The organism is Alkalihalobacillus sp. AL-G (assembly GCF_030643805.1).
Lineage (GTDB): Bacteria > Bacillota > Bacilli > Bacillales > Fictibacillaceae > Pseudalkalibacillus.
Map to the genome: position 1 here is coordinate 2,979,490 of NZ_CP094656.1, position 18,882 is coordinate 2,998,371.

Below are 18,882 nucleotides of genomic sequence, written 5' to 3' on the forward strand. Positions count from 1 at the left end.
CACCTGCGCAGCTTGATGATCGACTACTCCTCATCGATACTTGCAAGTCTGCGTGTTTTCTCAGAAATTTCTTCAGGATCGACTTTAATTCTTGCAACACCTGTTTCCATCGCGGCCTTTGCTACACCTGCTGCTACAGAAGGTGCTACCCTCGGATCGAAGGGTGCTGGTATAACGTAATCCTCAGATAATTCATATTTAGTAATAAGGTCTGCAATCGCATAGACTGCAGCTATTTTCATTTCTTCGTTTATATGGGTTGCTCTCGTATCAAGAGCTCCACGGAATATTCCAGGAAATGCAAGAACATTGTTTACTTGATTAGGAAAATCAGAGCGACCAGTTCCAATTACTCTAGCTCCAGCTTCTTTTGCTTGTTCCGGCATGATTTCCGGGACAGGGTTAGCCATTGCAAAAATGATGGGATCATCGTTCATGCTTCTGACCATATCCGGTGTAAGTGCTCCTTCTACAGAAACTCCGATGAACACATCCATTCCTTTAACAGCTTCTTCAAGCGAACCTTCAACCTGGTGTCGGTTTGTAAAATGAGCAACCTCTGCTTTTACCCGATTCATCCCATACGGACGCCCTTCATAAATAGCACCCTTAGAGTCACACATGATGATATCTTTTACACCAAATCGATTTAGCAGTTTGATGATCGCAATTCCAGCAGATCCCGCACCATTTACGACAACCTTAATGGAAGACATCGATTTTTGGGTTAGCTTCAGCGCGTTGACAAGACCGGCAACGGTTACAATTGCTGTGCCGTGCTGATCATCGTGGAAAATCGGGATGTTAGTTTCTTTCTTGAGCCGTTCTTCAATGACAAAACAGTTCGGTGCAGCAATATCTTCAAGGTTTATACCGCCAAATGTCGGCTCTAAAAGCTTCACAGTTTGGACGATTTGATCCACATCAGTCGAATTCAGACAAATTGGAAAGGCATCGACTCCGGCAAAGCTTTTAAATAGAACTGCTTTCCCTTCCATGACCGGAAGTGCAGCCTCAGGGCCGATATTTCCAAGACCGAGCACAGCCGTTCCATCAGACACAACCGCGACGGTATTACCTTTCATCGTATATTCATAAACCTTGTTCTTATCTTCGTATATTTCCTTGCAAGGCTCTGCGACTCCTGGAGAATATGCAAGGCTTAGATCCTTGGCGTTTCTTACTGGAACCTTTGATTTGGACTCCAGCTTACCCTGATTTACTCTGTGCATATGAAGTGCTTCTTCTCGAGAAACAGACATGTGTTCATCTCCCTCATTCTATTAAAAACGTATTTAAGATTTCTAAGGCTAGGATACCAAAGTATTATTATGAATGAACTGTCAGCCGCTTGTCCGATTCAGTAACAAGGTGGTCAGACCACCTTTCGACTCATTCATTATAACAAACCAAATCAACGTGTAAAGAAATAATCTCTCATTTTAAAACAACATTATTCGATCCAAGCAATGATTCTAACTTGAAAATACAATCAGTGATGGTGTCAATATTATACTGTTTCGATAATCTGAGCGTCTTCCCACTTTGTTCATAATATAATATGACGTCGGTGTTTCCTGGATACTGTAGAACAATTTTGTGGATGCTGTGTAGAACACCTTCACCATGTTTCGTCGTATCTATTCTTAAAAATAAGTTCGCCTTGCTGTTCTCTTCCTTTTGTTGCGGAAGCGATAACGTATGGAGATCGACAGCTTTTTCGACGATCAGTTTTTGGGTATCTTTTGTTTCAACATTCCCTTCAAGTAACAGGAGCTTCCCCTCTTCAAAGCAATCTCGATATGCACGGTAGGTTTTTGGAAAAACAACACATTCGATTTCGCCAGTTTCGTCACTAATATTTACAAAAGACATCCATTCGCCTTTTTTTGTTTTGATTGTCTTGACTCTTGTTACGAGTGTCCCTATCCTTATTCCGCGCTGTTCACCTTCAATCTGGCCAATCAGACTGCGATTATACGCAATTAACACTTCCTTGAATGATTCTAGTGGATGTCCTGTTAAATAAAAACCAAGTGCTTCAAATTCAAATTGAAGCTTTTCTTTATCATGGAAGGGAGGGACTGTCTCATAGACTGACTTGGGATGGCCCTCATCATTAGGGAAAAGATCGAATTGACCTTCTTCATCAGACTTTTGGATTTTAGCAGCATATTCAAGCGCATCGTCGAGAGTTGCGAGCAACTGTGCACGGTTTTTCGTGAATTCATCCATGCACCCAGCAAGAATAAGAGACTCGAGGCTGCGCTTATTTACTACTTTCAACGATACACGCTTGCACAAATCAAATAGATCGCGGTATGCCCCCTTCTTCCTTCTCTCCTCAAGTAATGCTTCAATCGCTCGAACTCCTACATTCTTGATTACAAGTAAGCCGATACGAAGCCCCTTATTTTCCACTTTAAATCCTGATTGACTTTCGTTGATTGACGGCGGAAGTATGGATATTCCTTTCTGCCGGGCCTCATTCAAATAGGCTGCTGTCTTATTTTGATTCCCAATGGCACTGCTAAGCAGCGCAGCCATGAAGTGTAACGGATAATTGGACTTTAGGTAGGCTAGTTGGTAAGCAATGACGCTATACGCCACCGCATGCGAGCGGTTGAAACCATAATTAGCAAACCGTACGATTAGGTCATAGACATGATCGGCAGTCTCAGTCGTGTATCCATTCCTAGTCGCTCCTTGGACAAAGTGCTCTCTCTCCTTGTGCAAGACCTCTGCCTTTTTCTTACCGACTGCTCTCCGTAGTAAATCTGCCTCACCGAGAGAAAACCCTGCCATTTTAGACGCAATTTGGATGATCTGTTCCTGATAAACAATCACACCGTACGTTTTTTCTAAAATCGATTTGAGGTCTGGGTGTGGATAGCGAACCGTACGTTTTCCATGTTTCCCTTCAATATAAGCAGGGATATTTTCCATTGGGCCTGGTCTGTACAATGCGTTTACCGCCACGATGTCTTCAAATTCAGACGGTTTCAATTTCATAAGCACCTTTCGCATTCCATCCGACTCGAGCTGGAAAATCCCTGTCGTATCCCCTTCACTTAAATGCTTATACGTATTTTCATCGTTAAATGGAAGTGTATTCAGGTTAAGCTTTTCCCCATGATCCTTTTCGATCAATGTGCAAATATCTTCTAACAATGATAGATTCCGAAGACCAAGAAAGTCCATTTTTAACAGCCCGATGTCCTCTAGCCCATCCATCGTGTATTGAGTCAATGCTAAATGTTCATTTCCTTCTTGTACTGGAACGACATCGGTCAACGGATCATCGCTGATTACAATACCGGCCGCGTGGGTAGAAGCATGACGAGGTAAGCCTTCAATGGTTTTTGCAATCAACCACAGCTGAGTCGCTTCGTCAGATTGTTCAAGAACCCGTTTTAATGCTGGGGACTCCGCCAAAGCCTTTTCAAGAGTCATACCAGGTCTTGAAGGTAGATACTTTGCAACTCGGTCAATCACGCTTTGACTCAGGTTTAAGACCCGTCCGACATCTCGTATTGCAGCTCTTGCAGCTAGCGTGCCGAATGTAATGATTTGGGCGACATGATCCTTTCCATATTTCGAAGCAACGTATTGAATGACTTCATCTCTCTTTGTATCTGGAAAGTCGATATCAATATCAGGCATCGTTACTCGTTCAGGATTTAAAAATCGCTCAAAAAGAAGGTCATGTTCAATCGGATCAACCTGTGTAATTTGCAGTACATATGAGACGAGGGAACCTGCTGCAGATCCCCGTCCAGGTCCTGTCAAAATTCCCTTGTCTCTTGCATACTTCATAAAGTCCCATACAATCAAGAAATAATCATTGAAACCCATACGATCAATGATTTCAAGTTCGTATGCAAGCCGGTTCTTCACCTCAGTCGATGGCTGGTCTCCGAACCGCTCTTTTACCGCTTTGTGGCATATTTTTTTTATATAGTCGGAGCTTGTACCATGATCAGGAATCGGGAATTTCGGCAAAATCAGGTTCCCAAACGACAAGTGGACATTGCACTTGTCAGCAATTTCTTTTGTGGTGTTTATCGCTTCAGGAAGATGTGAAAAGAGCCTCACCATTTCATCTGTGCTTTTAAAAAAATACTCTTTTGTTCTAGAACTTTCCTTTTCTAATTCACTTAACTTCTTACCGTGTTTAATAGCTTGCAACGCATCAAATGCTTGGGCATCTTCTTGATTTATGTAAAGGACATCATTCATTGCGACAAGTGGCAGGTCATTATTCTTTGAAAACTGAATGAGACTAAGATTAAGCTCCTTTTCTTTAGCTAGTCCATGGTCTTCTATCCCTAAATAAAAGCCTTTGTTAAATAACCCCGAAAGCCTGTCGGCTGCTTTCTCAGCACCTCTATTATCATGCTTGCTTAAAAAACGTTGAACAACGCCGCCCGTACCTGCAGACACCGCGAGCAATCCATCTGTATGATTGTGCAAATCCTGAATTCCAATTGTTGTCGATGTATTCTTTCCAATTAGTGAGCTGATTTTCACCAGATTATGATACCCATCATTGTTCCTAGCATACAGCAATAAGCGACTGGTCCCTTCTTTCCCACGTTCATCAGTAGATGGATCCATATCGATTTCAAGCCCAAGAATCGGTTTAATCCCCTTCGATACACACGTTTGATAAAAGGGTAGGATTCCATACATAACGTTCCGATCCGTTAACGCTAAAGAATCCATCCCTAATTGTGCTGCTCGATCAATCAATTTGTCGATTCTGCAGGCACTTTCAAGCAGACTGTATTCACTATGTATATGTAGATGTACAAAGCTCATTAATACCGCTCCTTTTACGGAAGTTCCAACGTACCCGAAACTACTTCTCTCCTATTTCCATTATAAACAAGATTGGCACAACATTAAATCAAGCATACTTGGAATCGGTTGTCCATAAGTATAATAATAACGATTCAATTGGGTAGAGGTGGGTTAATCGATGGTAGAACGCGAATTTGTTACAACAAACATCATATATTTTTTTGTGGCGTTCGGTATCATAATGGGTGGCTGTGTTATCGGAGCGATTGGAATGATGTTAACAGGAAAACCTCCCTTCCTATCGATGCACCAGCTTTCTAAAAGTTTGAAAATATGGGCGATCGTTGCTGCAATTGGAGGTACATTTGATACGATCAATCATTTTGAACGAAACTTTTTGGGGGGCGGTTCGTTCGTCGAGGTAATCAATCAGATCATTTACATTATTGCGGCATTACTCGGTGCAAATACTGGAGAGGCCGTCATTCAGTGGATCACACAGGAGGAATAATTGATGCGCATCCCTCCCCTTTATAGACGCAAAGGATATCAACGATTTTTTGCCGGAATTATTATCGGCTTCATACTCGGTTGGTTTTTCTTTTTATTGAGTTTTGGCGGGTTACAGGAATTTTATATAACAGAAATTAAAAAACGAGATGAAAAGATTGGGGATTTAAAGTTTAAAGTCAAGAATTATCAAACTGAATATGACCAGAAAAATGAAGAAATCGAAAAAAAGCTACGTATACAGGAAATTGAAATTGTCATTTTAAACAAAGAAAAAGTAGAACTGAAGGGACTACCCTTACTCAAGTTGAAAAACAGTATTACTAATGAACTTCATAGTGTTCTGACAAAAGATATTGAATCTGTTGCCCAAAACATGCAGCTATTAATTAAGACACTGGAAAACAAAGCGTTTCCTATTGATGACGAAACGTATAAAGTTAAAGTGGTTAATCATCAGCTTTACACAACACTGCGACTGGATCTGAATGTAGAACGTGTTAAATAATGTTTGATTTTGACAATTGTGAGACATTTAGGCTTGATGAATAGCAAACTGCATGTCCATCGTATACAATAGATATAAGAATACGTAACAGGGGAGGAATGTGTATGATTATCAGTCGAAAGGAAATGGCACGAGCAAAGGTTGAAAAGCTTCGTAATGGATATTCTGCTTTCGCTGAAACGAAGGAAGTTGCAGAAATGATCAAGAAGCAAGCATTAAGTCTGAACATTGACTTCGAAGAGGAAGTGACAGAACTTGGTTCATGGTTCACCCCAATTAAACCTTAAAAATTTGATAGAGAGAAATGGGGCCAATCAGCATAGAACCCGGTAACTCCAAGATTCTAATCGTAAATTACGATCTTGGAACAACCCGGTTTTGCTAAATCAGCCCCCTTTTTTAATTTCTGTTATCTTCCTTTTTACAAGCCTCGATTAACTCCTGTATAATTTGCTCTGTTTCCTCAATTGTATAAACAGTTGCTCCTGAAGCCATCGGATGGCCTCCGCCGTTATACTTTGCAGCGATCGTATTGACAATAGGACCTTTCGAGCGAAACCGAACTCGGATCTGATCTGGCTCCTCTACGAAAAACACCCATGTCCGAAGTCCTTCCACATTTGAAAAAGCATTGACAAGCAGGGCAGACTCACTTGGTGTTACTTGAAACTCTTCCATCACTTCTTTTGTTAAATAGATATAGCCTACTCCAGGGTCAACGTATTGAAAATGGGACAAGACATATCCATTCAAACGGGCAACGTTTAATGGCAGTTTATACATTTCTTCATAAATTTCTGCAGTGTCGAAGTTATAATTCCGTAATTCCCCTGCATACCGCATTGTTTTTTCCGTTGTATTGGAATACAAAAACCGTCCTGTATCACCGACAATTCCGGTATACAATAACTCCGCTCCTTTTTCAGTGAGTAAAAATTGTTGTTGCTCTTTCCCAAATAAATAAAACTCATAAATCATCTCACTTACACTGCTCGCATTCGTATCGACCCAGATCAAATCGCCATATTTATCTTCATTCGGGTGATGATCGATTTTAATCATATATTCCGCTAATGAATACCTTGAATCATCGATACGTGCTTCATTTGCCGTGTCACAGACAATAACTAATGCACCTTTAAAACGATCATCGCCTATTTCGTCCATTTGATTCATAAACGTTAATGACTGATCCTCATCCCCTACTACATAAATCGACTTATCCGGATAATTTTTTTTCAGGATTTCCGATAATCCACACTGGGCCCCTAAAGCATCTGGGTCCGGTCTTACATGCCGATGAATGATGATTGTATCGTATTCTTCTATTTTCTTTATGATCTTTTCTTTCATTTTGAAACTCCTTTACGTGTTTGTTCAAAAAGTAAACGAATCAGAAACAAGAAGTTCAAGGCGCGACAGTTTTGAGGACCGTAGCGTATGTTGTGAATACGTGAGGACCGGAAAAACCGAGGAACGTAGAAATTCGCAGTTTATCATTTGGGTACTTTTTGAACATCCTCTTTATGTAACCTATTGTTCAATTCTTCACCTAGATTTTTCATATAAAGTCCTATACAATGGGTATCGAACGATTCTATGCTATGGAGGAACTCGAATGCCCGCATTAGTGATTATCATCATTGTATCATTAAGCTTTTATATCTTTTATAAAATTAAAGAATGGAGACTGAATGCCCCTTACGAAAAAAGATGGACAAAGTCCAAGGCCAACATTGCACTCGGTGTTTTCATCACTTCATTCGGATTAAACCGGCTGTTTATCTTTGAATCGACATATGATTTAGTTATCGGTGGCCTCTTCCTTGTTCTAGGGGTATTCAACCTTATTCTTGGATATAAAGCCTATAAACACTACTTACCGTATGCAATTGAGGAAAATGAAAAATCCTGATGTTTTTGCCGACCAGTCGTGAACAGTTTGTATCCGTATGGAGCTGCTCACGGGTGGTCTTTTATTTTCTCCAAAATGGCTTTTCGCAGTTAGTTTAGCATTTTCGTAGTTGATTTTACGCGGAACTACCCAAGTCACACTGAATATTCCCCGATACACTCCGCTTACAGATTCCGATCAATCAATTGCGCCATCATCAATGCCTTTCCGACAACTTGTCCTCCATGGTAAATTTCAACGTCTACTTTGCCATATCTTCTGCTCAACTCCAGGATTTTAGGCTGGATGACAAGCTTACTTTCCATTTGAACAGGCTTGAGAAAATATAGGGTAATGTTCTCGACGACAAGATCTCCCTTTTTCTGTTTTCTCAATGCCTTACTTCCAACCTCTGAAACAAGTGTGGTCATGACACCATACGACAATGTTCCTAAATAACTTGTCATCTGTGGTGTGACTTCACATACATAGGACTCATCGTCTTCATCATCAAGCTCATGAATATGGCTCGTAATCAAATCGTCGAACGTTTCGCCAACCTGAGGTTGCTTCTGAATCATCTGTAAAGCCTTCAGCACATCCTGGCGGCTAATGATCCCTTGTAAAATCTGCTGCGAATCGATGACCGGCAGCAATTCAATCCCTTCCCAAATCATCATATGTGCGGCATTAGCAACTGACGTCGTTCCTTTTACCGTAATCGGGTTTTTCGTCATCACCTTCTCAATCGAAACATGATGATCAATACCGATGATGTCCTTAGAGGTGACAACACCGACAATTCGCATCGAATGATCTACGACCGGATAACGGCTGTGCCCGGTCGTATTATTCAACTCATACCAAGTTGCTACAGAATCTTTTTTCGTTAAATAATCAGTGTTGGAAACGGGAGTCGTTATATCACTGACGAGTACGATTTCCTTTTTGATCAATTGGTCGTAGATCGCTCTATTGATCATCGTTGCCACCGTAAACGTATCGTAGCTAGTTGAAATGACTGGTAGCTCAAGCTCGTCGGCAAGCTTTGTGACACTTTCATTCGTGTCGAATCCACCAGTAATCAAAACAGCCGCACCCGCTTTTAGTGCGAGAGCATGAGCTTTCGTCCGGTTTCCGACAATCAGTAAGCTATCAGGGTCGACGTAACGCATCATCGCTTCGAGCTTCATTGCACCGATTACGAATTTATTCAGTGTCTTATGAAGTCCTTGCTTTCCACCCAACACCTGACCTTCCACTACATTTACAACTTCAGCAAACGTCAGCTTTTCAATATTATCCTTCCGCTTTTTTTCAATACGTATCGTTCCAACCCGTTGGATCGTACTTACTGTTCCTTGATTTTCAGCATCCTTAATTGCCCTGTATGCTGTCCCCTCACTTACAGAAAGAGCTTTGGCGATTTGTCTAACCGAAATTTTACTTCCAATCTCTAGAGTCTCAATATGTTCTAAAATTTGTTCATGTTTTGTCGGCATTTTTTCACCAAACTTTCCATATTCCGATCAGTAATCCTTTGCTAAGTCTTTCCTATTATACTAATGAGGACCTATACATTCAATATTGTCTCACCCGTCTCCGTTTAATGGATACACGTTTTCTTGACAAGGCTTGTTCTTTGTTTTCATTAATCCGTTTAAATAGTAAGGTGGAAAAGTTCCCTCCGATGACAAGCATTGCGAATGCTAGCCAAAGAAGTGAAAACCAGGCGCTAATCCCTGTCCCCATTTCAGGCAAAAAAGGTACCGCAAAATAAACAAGTGCTATGGCAAGCAACAACGACAACAAAATTCGATTCTTCATCTCTTTCCCTCCTGATCTTTTGTAACAAAGAAATTCGTCAGCCCCTTAACAGGAAGTTCGACTAAAATCATAGCGTCATTAAAGGATGTTCAACTAAATTCGTTACATCCTGTGACAACGTTGAACTGACTCACATCGTGAGAGCGCACGTCGAACTGACGAACATCCTGCGCCTGCGGTTCTCAGTGCAAAACCGCCCAGAAGTAATGCAAATTTGTAGTCTTGTTAGCCTCAGGACTTTTTGAACCCCCTCTTGTATTAACGATATGCAATAGATCAAAGAGTAAGAAGAAAAATCATCTACAACTGAATCGATTCTCCTGACTTTAACACCTGGCCATTTTTACCATGGAGGTTCTCTACAAAAGCCTCTGGATCCTGCTCGATTACTGGAAACGTATTATAATGGACAGGGACAACAGTCTTCGCCTTCAACCAGCTTGAAGCAACTGAAGCATCGTCTGGACCCATCGTAAAATTGTCACCAATCGGTAAAAAGGCTACATCGATGCTGTTCCGCTCTCCAATCATTTTCATATCAGAAAATAAAGCTGTGTCACCCGCATGATAAACAGTTTTGCCTTCTGCAGTAAACAAAATTCCAGACGGCATCCCAGTATATACGACTGTTCCGTCTTCCTCATTGAAGCTCGAGCCGTGGAATGCTTGTGTGAATTTAACCTTTCCGAAAACAAATTCATGAGCCCCGCCAATATGCATCGGGTGTGCATCAACCCCTTTCGATCCTATAAAATTCGCAAGCTCGAATGGTGCGATAACTAATGAATTATTCTTTTTTGCAATCTCAACTGTATCTCCTACATGGTCATTATGTCCATGTGTCAATAGAATAACATCAGCCTCGACTTCACCTGCATTTAAGTGGCACTGATCATTACCCGTAATAAAAGGATCGATCCAAATAGATTTACCATTTACTTTGATTTCAACCACAGAGTGTCCATAATACGTTACTTTCATGAGTTTTCTCTCTCCTTTAATCGTTTTGAGACAACTTAAAATGGAAGGTTTTCAGCTTGTCCTTTTTAAAAATCATTAATGAACTAGGCTATAGGAATCTAATTAGAGTGTTCGACTTTTCCACTTTGTTTCCTCCTTAAAAAGGCTTCAATTCTTAAAATCGAACAGGTTTCCATTTAAGTCGTACATACTATTACCCGACTACCGTTATGTTCTACACGGCTTTTCTTTAATCTGTGTCGATATTCCTTTACAATAGAGGAGGCGTGATGTTTATTTTTGAACACGCCTACACAGAATAATAATCCTATTGACCAAAAAGGAAGTGTAATGATGAATCAACGGTTAAAAAATGCAGCACATTGGTTAAACGATCAAAACATCAATTTAGCTTTTGTGAACTCGACAGCTAATGTTTATTATTTTTCAAGTTTTTATTGTCAGCCGCACGAACGTCTCCTCGGATTATTCCTTTTCCCTGATAAGGACCCGATTCTCGTCTGTCCTGCTATGGAAAGCAGCCAAGCTAGAGATGCAGGTTGGAAATATGGAATCATCGATTATAACGATTCCGAAAACCCTTGGGAAAAAGTAAAATCTCAGTTGCACGAACATAATGGAAACAAAGCAGATGCGATTGCAATCGAGCGCGAACAGCTAAATTATGCACGATCAATGGAACTTCAATCGATTTATCCTGAAGCTGAGATTACGGACTTTGAAGCATGTGCAAACCAATTGCGTGTTGTTAAGGATGAGAAGGAGTTACAAATTCTCCGTGAGGCTGCAGAGCTTGCTGATTTTGGTGTAGAGGTCGGCATAAGTGCTTTAGCAGAGGGTAAATCAGAAGTAGAGATCATCGCTGAGATTGAATATGAGCTTAAGAAAAAAGGTGTAAGTGGAATGTCATTCTCAACGATGGTGTTATTCGGTGATAAATCAGCACTCCCACACGGAAAACCGGGAGACCGAACACTGAAATCAGGTGACATGGTCCTATTTGACCTAGGGGTAGTTTATAAGGGATATTGCTCTGATATCACAAGAACGGTAGCCTACAAAAGTATGAATGACAATCAAAAGGAAATCTATAACATCGTAAAGGATGCACAACAAAAGGCGCTGGATATGAGTAAGCCAGGTACCCGTATCGGTGATTTGGACAAAGTTGCAAGAGACTATATAACCGAAAAAGGTTATGGGGAATACTTTTTACATCGGATCGGTCACGGCCTTGGGATCGAGGTCCATGAATATCCTTCAATGAGTGACACGAACAATGAAGCTATGCAAGAGGGAATGGTTTACACACTTGAGCCGGGTGTTTATGTACCTGGTATTGGCGGTGTTCGTATTGAGGATGATGTCGTCGTTACTAAAGATGGATATGAAACACTGACCAAGTTTTCAAAGGAACTGTTGATTATAGAATAGGTAAGCTTTAAAGAAAACTCGGCGATAGCCGAAGCCCTCAGGCGAGAGCAGAGTCGTAGTTGCGCTTATACTATTGAAAGTATTTTTTGCTTTCTTAACGTACAAAAAACAGGGTTGGCTGGGCCATCCCTGTTTTTCTTTTACTTTATATAATTATACTTTTGGCATCCTTATATTCTAAACCGTGGGCTTCTGCTACAGCCTCGTAAGTGACATAACCATCAAGTGTATTAATCCCTTTAAGGAGATTTTCGTTACTTGTGCATGCATCAACATAGCCTTTATTTGCAATTTGCAACGCATATGGAACGGTAACATTTGTTAGAGCGATCGTAGAAGTACGCGGTACTGCACCAGGCATATTTGCGACTGCGTAATGAACGACTCCATGCTTTTCATATGTTGGATTATCATGAGTCGTGATACGATCCGTTGTCTCAAAAATCCCACCTTGGTCGATTGCAATATCAACGAGTACAGAGCCCTTTCTCATCGATTTGATCATTTCCTCACTCACAAGCTTTGGAGCTTTGGCACCAGGTATAAGCACTGCACCAATAACAAGGTCAGATTCAACCACAGCTTCTGAAATATTCAATGGATTAGACATGAGCGTGTTAATATCCGAACCAAAAATATCATCTAATTGACGTAAACGCTCTGGATTCAAATCAAGAACAGTTACGCTTGCACCGAGACCTACGGCGATTTTTGCTGCATTTGTTCCTGCAACTCCGCCACCGATCACCGTAACCTTTCCGCGCTTCACTCCAGGTACCCCACCGAGTAAAATCCCCATTCCGCCATGAGGCTTTTCGAGGAATTGTGCTCCTATTTGGGTTGACATTCTTCCTGCAACCTCGCTCATCGGTGTAAGTAATGGAAGACTACGGTTAGGTAATTGTACAGTTTCGTATGCGATACCCGTTACTTTGTGATCAATTAATGCTCTAGTGAGATCAGGTTCCGCTGCTAAGTGTAAATATGTAAATAAAATTAGACCTTCACGGAAATATTGAAATTCCTCTTTCAATGGTTCTTTTACTTTCATGACCATTTCCATGCTCCACGCTTCTAAAGCAGTTTCAACAATTTCTGCTCCCGCCTCTTGATACTGTTCGTTCGTAAACCCGGAACCAAGTCCTGCATCTCGCTCAATATATACTTGATGACCTGCTGTTTCAAGACTGACCACACCAGCAGGGGTCATCGCGATACGGTTTTCGTTATTCTTAATTTCCTTTGGTACTCCTATACGCATTATTGCGACCTCCTAAATCAAACAAATCTTCAATATTTCTGACATTTATTCACTCTAAGTGACTGCCATTATAAAGATAACACCAATTACACAAAAGAAAAAGAGGAAAGTTTTCCAATCAGAAATGTAACAGACAGACAATCGAATCCAATGGAATTGTACCATATAAATGGTACGGAGTCAGACCTTATAAATGGTATACGAGTCTGACCCCGAGAGCACAGTGGTTATCAACATTTATTGAAGTTTATTTTGATCTCGCTTATTCTCATATGTTTGATGCTCATTGCCTTGTTCAATTACACCACTTTGATAGGATTCCATAATTTGTTGTTGAACAGCTATTTCACCTTTTGCATCATATTTATAACTTTCTGGCTTTTTCGATTGATGTGGCATAGGTATTCCTCCTTCAGGGTTTCAATATGTTCTTTTTTAGTATGTGTGCACTTTTTATCTGTATTTGTCCCAAATATCGGAATTTTTTCAGTTAGATGAAGGTTTGTGATGGAACGTTGGTGTGATTTTTTGTACAATGTACCTGTATAGGGGGAATTGTTTAATGACTTGTTCATTCGTTTATGATAATCGTTTAGGAATTAAGCTTCCAGAGCTTGAAGATACATGGGAAGATTACTCTAAATATACACAGGAATCCATCCTTTCGAAGTGGGAAAGTATTCGTGGTACGATTCCTGATCGGATAAAGGATATTGAAGAAGAAATAAACAACAAACAAGAGCAATTGAATGCAGAAGAAAATTTTGAACGTTCATGCCAATTGAATTCAGATATTGCAGACCTTGCCTCAGTTATAAATGACCTATGGATTTGGTATCGAACCCAAAACCATGTTTCATTAAAAGTTCACCATTAATATTCTTACCAGGAATGAGGTTCCATGCCCGTTTTTGAGGAAGTTTCAAAACATATGAAAAAATTACTTTTCATGGGGATTTTTCGATTTTATGAGGGAAAAATCAATTATATGTGAAAATTTAGATTTATGAGTAATTTTACAAATTACGGTAAAACACGCCGGGCAAAAATTGAAAAAAAGCCCAATCACTGATTCCATTTTAATACCGTTTTGCGAACGAAAAAATAGACCTATGAGGAACTCTCAAAGGTCTTTTCTAATTTCCCTTACTACATGACCTATCTCCGGCAAAATCAACTTATTCATTGCGAGTTTAACTGCCCCCGTAGAGCCAGGCATCGCAAAGACCGCCGTGTTGTCATACACCCCTGCGATCGCTCTGCTCAATATTGCTGCAGAACCAATATCCTCCGTATAACTGAGCATTCGAAACAGTTCACCGAATCCTGGAATTTCTTTATCAAGAAGTTCAGTAACCACCTCAACGGTTACATCACGTCTGGAAATTCCCGTTCCGCCATTGACTAGAATAACATCAACCCGACGATCAGCAGCACCCTTACGAATTGTTTCTGAGATTAACATCGCTTCATCCTGTACGATTTCATAATCGACCGTAAAATGGCCTGCTGATTGGAGTTTCTCTATAATCCAGCCTCCACTTTTATCTGTTTGTTCGGTACGTGTGTCGCTTACCGTAATAACCATAGCGGATACATGATCAGGCGCTTGCCTCTTATGTTCTTCTACACTCATATCGACAACATCCCTTTTTTAGTCCTTCTCCAACAACCATCGTTTTTGATAAAACTGATTAGCGAAATCGGTGATTTGACGTGACAATTGATAATTGGTTGCCGCTCCATAAACCATTCCCATTATCGGTATGCCTTGAATCAGCCTCTTTCTCAGCATGAACAACACCATACCCTTACCGATTAAGCTCACTAAGTGTCTGATCCAGCGATTATCCGCCACAACTTCTTCTGACTCGAAAAAGTATGGATTCAATTGTTGGTCCGATAGCTCATCCATCAATTTATCCCATGCATGGCGTTGGTGTTGCTGAGGTAAAGTTGCTGCATGGAAAACTTTTAATGATAGCATCGTTTCATACGGTTCATTGATCGCAAAACCATACGAAAGAGCTATAACCTGAATCGAACGTAAATGCGAAGCAATACTTGCAGGGATATCCAGTCCGAGAAAGAGGATTCCACCTGCACCGCTTAACCCTCCTTGTGCGAAGGATATTAGCCGATGCTTCGCAACCTGATGTTGAGCGATATAACGCAATTGTTCAATCCTGCAATGCTTTAAATCCTCCCAGACCTCAATATCCTTATTCATCGCCTGTACAGACAGTAGAATCCGCTCTTTAGTATCCTGCTGAAACTGAGCATTCAAAAGAATTGAGTGCAGGTGAAAAAGCAGATTATCTACAGTTTGAAGCGCTTTGTTCTTATATGCTGGTGTTAATTTTCCGAAGGCATCATCGAACCATTTATCATACGTATTACTAAAATCTGAAGGGTAGTATGTAAAATATTCCTGTTCCCACTTCTCTATTTCAGACCAAACTCGCTGTTCATTGTTTGTCCAATTCATTAAAAACAACACCTCCTGCATTTCCTTTATTATAGCAAAAATACATATTGATTTTAAAACTCAAAATAATGCATTTCGAAAGGTTCAATGCTACGACCTAAATTTTCCACGAATCATTTTTTCCTTATAACTTAAAATACTAACTGTAAATAAAAGGAGGTTATAAATATGGGTATGTTTAGTGGAAACCCCAAAAAAGAGCCATTACATTATGGAGAGGTTATCGGATTATGGACATCTTTATCCACTGCCAAGAGTTCCGTTGTTGCTTATCAAGTATATTACAATCATGCAGGTGACGAAGATTTAAAAAGATTTATTGAAGATTTAATAAAAAATCTTCTAAAACCCGCTATTGAAGAAGTTGAGTCCATTTTAAAGAAAAATCAAGTTGCTCTCCCACCTTCCCCTCCGGAACGATCAGAAGCAAACACTGAAAGTATTCCTGTAGGTGCCCGTATTAATGATCCTGAAGTTGCAATGGCCATATCAAAAGACATTGCACAAGGTCTAGTTGCTGATAGTGGTGTTATCGGCCAGTGTATTAGAGAAGATATTGCATTAATGTTTGGACAATTCCATGCAAAAAAGGCCCAAATGGGTGCTAGGTTATTACAAATCAATAAAGAAAAAGGTTGGTTAATACCGCCGCCGCTTCATAAAGATAGAGAAAATAACGACTGATAACCAAAAAGCCCACCTCATTTAAAAGAGATGGGCTTTTTCAATTTTTTGAGTAAGTGGTTTATTATTTTGTCGTTCCCGATATTACTGATTCAGAGCCATTTTTACCGTATCTCGTGCAATCATGACTTCTTCATTTGTAGGGATGATCATAACTTTTACAGGTGAATGAGGGTAATTGATAAACGCTTCTTTTCCACGTACTTTGTTTAGCGCAGGATCCCAGTATACACCCATGAATTCTAACCCCTTTAAAACTCGTTCACGTATCACATCACTGTTTTCACCAATACCTGCTGTAAAAATAATCGCATCAATTCCATGCATCTTAGATGCGTATGACCCGATATATTTATGGATACGACCTGCAAAAACCTCAAGTGCCAACAGCGCCCGTTCATTTCCTGCTTCTGCTTTTTCCTCAATATCTCGAAGGTCACTTGAAAATCCTGAAACTCCAAGCAGTCCACTTTCTTTGTTCAACACCTGTAGTACTTCCTCTGCAGTCTTTCCTGTTTTCTGCATAATATAAGGGAGTAAGGCAGGATCGATGTTACCGGAACGAGTTCCCATCGTAACTCCTGCAAGAGGTGTAAAGCCCATTGACGTATCAATTGATTTTCCGCCTTCAATAGCGGCGATGCTCGCACCGTTTCCTAAGTGACATGAAATGAGGCGAAGCTGTTCAATCGGTCGACCGAGCAATTCTGCGCATCTTTGTGAAACATATTTATGACTCGTTCCATGAAAGCCATATTTCCGAATCCCGAAATCTTTATAATAATCATAAGGAAGGCTGTATAAAAACGATTGTTCAGGCATCGTCTGATGAAATGCTGTATCAAAAACAGCGACAGCCGGTACGTCAGGAAGGATTTCCTTAAACGCTTTGATTCCTATAATATTTGCGGGGTTATGAAGCGGAGCAAGCTCAGAAACCTCATCAATCTCCTGTATAACCTCGTCCGTGATCAATACAGAATCATTAAATTTTTCTCCTCCATGTACGACACGGTGTCCAATACCTTCAATCTCGTCATACGAAGCAATAATGTTGTGGCGGATCAATTTATCTAACAACATTTGTACCGCAACAGCATGATCAGGAATATCAAAGGTCTCTTTCTGCTTTCGGCCTTCGAACTCAATCGTAAAAATACTATCTGACTGCCCGATCCGTTCAACGAGACCTTTTGTAATCACGTCTTCTTCAGGCATTGTTAACAGTTGAAATTTCAGTGATGAACTTCCGGCATTGATTGCCAGGATTTTATTCATTATCGACATCTCCTTCGTCGTCCAAGTTCATGTACCCAAAACCTTCTACCATTAAACCACCAGAAGCACGTGAACTGCAAGGCTGGAAAGCGTTTACCCTTGATATTCTTTATTTTCAGATTTGAATTCGTTTTCATTCATTAACTTTTGATACGATTTTGCAAGATCGGCGTTTCACTTCTAAGTTATCCATTAAAAGAACCCTTAAACCAACTATCAATTTTCCCCATGATGTTCTGTAGTGCTTTCGGTTCTGAAAAACTAGGTAATTCTGCCATAAGCGCTTCCTTTGGCGGACGAACCCCTTCCCCCTTTTTTTGTAAAAAGAAAATACTCTTAGCGTGTTCTTCCTTTTTGAACATGGTCAAGGGCAATTGAAGTAAACCATGTATAACGGCTTCTTCCTTTAAATAGTGATTCAACTTCTTCGCTTCATCACCAGAAAATATGAAGTTAGGAATTAAGAAGAACAGGAAACCACCCTCTTTCGCATGATTCAGTGCTTGTTCAATCATCAAGTGATGTGAATACGAATGTCCTGTCTCGGTTCTCACTTGATAGTTCGATGCGGTTCGATCATCTGGATAATAGCCGACTGGAAGATCGGATATAACTATGTCCACCGGGTCAATCATCAATGGCTGTAAACTGTCCTGATGATAGAGCTGAATGTCTTGTTCCTGAGCATTCATACTTACATAGGCTAGCTTAATCAGAGTTTCATCGACCTCGGCACCGTAACTGAATACGGGCTTGTTGTACTGATTGATTATTGCTGAAACAAGATTCCCCGTTCCAATAGCCGGATCGAGTAATGTTACTCGTTCTTTATTGGGAATTGTTTTGTTTACGAGGTAGCCCATAAACATTGCCACAGCATCTGGCGTCATCGCATGCTGGGATTGTACGCTCTTTTGCATTCCTTTTAAAATGGCCAGTTGATATCCCTTGCGAATTTCTTCTTTGGTTAGATCCTCTAATGAAATCTTTTTATAGTGGGAGATTAACTCCTCGGTTGTATCCTTATCGAATGTATCGGGTAAACCACCTTGCAAAAGGTTTTCACCGGTTTCAATCAATGCATCCAAGTATGATGCATTATTTTTCTTAGAAAGAATCGTTGCTGTATGATGTAGCATCTCATATAAGGCTTCGACTTTTTGAAAATCAGGCATCCCAAAATCCTCCTATACTATCTTCTTAGCTCATTGTAT

19 protein-coding genes are annotated in these 18,882 nt (G+C 40.4%); 7 read left to right on the forward strand and 12 right to left on the reverse strand.

From position 1 onward, the window contains the following. Positions 1-23: 23 nt before the first annotated feature. Both MOJ78_RS15245 and MOJ78_RS15250 read right to left on the reverse strand, forming a co-directional pair. Positions 24-1,262 (reverse strand): NADP-dependent malic enzyme, encoded by a 1,239-nt coding sequence (locus tag MOJ78_RS15245; RefSeq protein WP_304978187.1) that lies wholly within the window; start codon positions 1,260-1,262, stop codon positions 24-26. Positions 1,263-1,437: 175 nt separating this feature from the next. After that, positions 1,438-4,821, reverse strand: coding sequence for a DNA polymerase III subunit alpha (locus MOJ78_RS15250; RefSeq protein WP_304978188.1), 3,384 nt, complete (start codon positions 4,819-4,821; stop codon positions 1,438-1,440). Positions 4,822-4,981: 160 nt separating this feature from the next. Here MOJ78_RS15250 and MOJ78_RS15255 point away from each other — a divergent pair, with 160 nt between their 5' ends. The 3 genes from MOJ78_RS15255 (at position 4,982) to MOJ78_RS15265 (ending at position 6,108) form a co-directional block, all read left to right on the forward strand. Next, positions 4,982-5,314: a YtrH family sporulation protein gene (locus MOJ78_RS15255; protein ID WP_304978189.1), complete on the forward strand. Its 333-nt coding sequence runs from the start codon at positions 4,982-4,984 to the stop codon at positions 5,312-5,314. 3 nt (positions 5,315-5,317) lie between these two features. After that, entirely contained in the window at positions 5,318-5,821 is a 504-nt protein-coding gene (gene ytrI, locus MOJ78_RS15260) for a sporulation membrane protein YtrI (protein ID WP_304978190.1), read from the forward strand. 104 nt (positions 5,822-5,925) lie between these two features. Further along, positions 5,926-6,108 (forward strand): YtzJ family protein, encoded by a 183-nt coding sequence (locus MOJ78_RS15265; protein ID WP_304978191.1) that lies wholly within the window; start codon positions 5,926-5,928, stop codon positions 6,106-6,108. Between the two features lie 112 nt (positions 6,109-6,220). Here MOJ78_RS15265 and MOJ78_RS15270 read toward each other — a convergent pair whose 3' ends face one another. Further along, positions 6,221-7,174 (reverse strand): DHH family phosphoesterase, encoded by a 954-nt coding sequence (locus tag MOJ78_RS15270; RefSeq protein WP_304978192.1) that lies wholly within the window; start codon positions 7,172-7,174, stop codon positions 6,221-6,223. A 265-nt stretch (positions 7,175-7,439) separates the two neighbouring features. On the opposite strand from MOJ78_RS15270, the gene MOJ78_RS15275 reads away from it, so the two are divergent. Next, complete coding sequence (locus tag MOJ78_RS15275) at positions 7,440-7,736, forward strand: YtpI family protein (RefSeq protein WP_304978193.1); 297 nt, start codon at positions 7,440-7,442, stop codon at positions 7,734-7,736. A gap of 164 nt (positions 7,737-7,900) precedes the next feature. Here the strand turns inward: MOJ78_RS15275 and MOJ78_RS15280 are convergent, their stop codons facing one another. The 3 genes from MOJ78_RS15280 to MOJ78_RS15290 all read right to left on the reverse strand — a co-directional run bounded on the left by MOJ78_RS15280 (position 7,901) and on the right by MOJ78_RS15290 (position 10,523). After that, a complete protein-coding gene (locus MOJ78_RS15280; protein ID WP_304978194.1) occupies positions 7,901-9,217 on the reverse strand; it encodes a DRTGG domain-containing protein in 1,317 nt (438 codons plus the stop codon). Positions 9,218-9,296: 79 nt separating this feature from the next. Further along, positions 9,297-9,542, reverse strand: a complete 246-nt coding sequence (locus MOJ78_RS15285; RefSeq protein ID WP_304978195.1) for a hypothetical protein — start codon at positions 9,540-9,542, stop codon at positions 9,297-9,299. Positions 9,543-9,842: 300 nt separating this feature from the next. Continuing rightward, positions 9,843-10,523 carry a metal-dependent hydrolase gene (locus MOJ78_RS15290; protein WP_304978196.1) on the reverse strand — a complete coding sequence of 227 codons (681 nt, stop codon included), beginning with the start codon at positions 10,521-10,523 and terminating at the stop codon, positions 9,843-9,845. A 333-nt stretch (positions 10,524-10,856) separates the two neighbouring features. Here MOJ78_RS15290 and MOJ78_RS15295 point away from each other — a divergent pair, with 333 nt between their 5' ends. Continuing rightward, on the forward strand, positions 10,857-11,957 hold the full coding sequence (locus MOJ78_RS15295) for a M24 family metallopeptidase (protein WP_304978197.1): 1,101 nt from the start codon (positions 10,857-10,859) through the stop codon (positions 11,955-11,957). Between the two features lie 145 nt (positions 11,958-12,102). Here MOJ78_RS15295 and ald read toward each other — a convergent pair whose 3' ends face one another. Together ald and MOJ78_RS15305 are read right to left on the reverse strand one after the other, a co-directional pair. Then, the gene (gene ald, locus MOJ78_RS15300; RefSeq protein WP_304978198.1) at positions 12,103-13,218 is read right to left on the reverse strand and encodes an alanine dehydrogenase; all 1,116 of its coding nucleotides are present in this window, start codon (positions 13,216-13,218) and stop codon (positions 12,103-12,105) included. Positions 13,219-13,455: 237 nt separating this feature from the next. Continuing rightward, positions 13,456-13,617 carry a hypothetical protein gene (locus tag MOJ78_RS15305; RefSeq protein WP_304978199.1) on the reverse strand — a complete coding sequence of 54 codons (162 nt, stop codon included), beginning with the start codon at positions 13,615-13,617 and terminating at the stop codon, positions 13,456-13,458. 163 nt (positions 13,618-13,780) lie between these two features. Between MOJ78_RS15305 and MOJ78_RS15310 the strand changes: the two genes are divergently transcribed. Continuing rightward, on the forward strand, positions 13,781-14,095 hold the full coding sequence (locus tag MOJ78_RS15310) for a hypothetical protein (RefSeq protein WP_304978200.1): 315 nt from the start codon (positions 13,781-13,783) through the stop codon (positions 14,093-14,095). Positions 14,096-14,341: 246 nt separating this feature from the next. Here MOJ78_RS15310 and MOJ78_RS15315 read toward each other — a convergent pair whose 3' ends face one another. Then, positions 14,342-14,854 (reverse strand): MogA/MoaB family molybdenum cofactor biosynthesis protein, encoded by a 513-nt coding sequence (locus tag MOJ78_RS15315; protein WP_304978201.1) that lies wholly within the window; start codon positions 14,852-14,854, stop codon positions 14,342-14,344. A gap of 18 nt (positions 14,855-14,872) precedes the next feature. Beyond that, on the reverse strand, positions 14,873-15,706 hold the full coding sequence (locus tag MOJ78_RS15320; RefSeq protein ID WP_304978202.1) for an EcsC family protein: 834 nt from the start codon (positions 15,704-15,706) through the stop codon (positions 14,873-14,875). Positions 15,707-15,874: 168 nt separating this feature from the next. Between MOJ78_RS15320 and MOJ78_RS15325 the strand changes: the two genes are divergently transcribed. Continuing rightward, positions 15,875-16,390: a DUF3231 family protein gene (locus MOJ78_RS15325; RefSeq protein WP_304978203.1), complete on the forward strand. Its 516-nt coding sequence runs from the start codon at positions 15,875-15,877 to the stop codon at positions 16,388-16,390. Positions 16,391-16,474: 84 nt separating this feature from the next. Here the strand turns inward: MOJ78_RS15325 and MOJ78_RS15330 are convergent, their stop codons facing one another. Together MOJ78_RS15330 and MOJ78_RS15335 are read right to left on the reverse strand one after the other, a co-directional pair. Next, entirely contained in the window at positions 16,475-17,668 is a 1,194-nt protein-coding gene (locus MOJ78_RS15330) for an acetate kinase (RefSeq protein ID WP_304978204.1), read from the reverse strand. A 185-nt stretch (positions 17,669-17,853) separates the two neighbouring features. Further along, positions 17,854-18,843, reverse strand: coding sequence for a class I SAM-dependent methyltransferase (locus MOJ78_RS15335; RefSeq protein WP_304978205.1), 990 nt, complete (start codon positions 18,841-18,843; stop codon positions 17,854-17,856). Positions 18,844-18,882 lie beyond the last annotated feature (39 nt).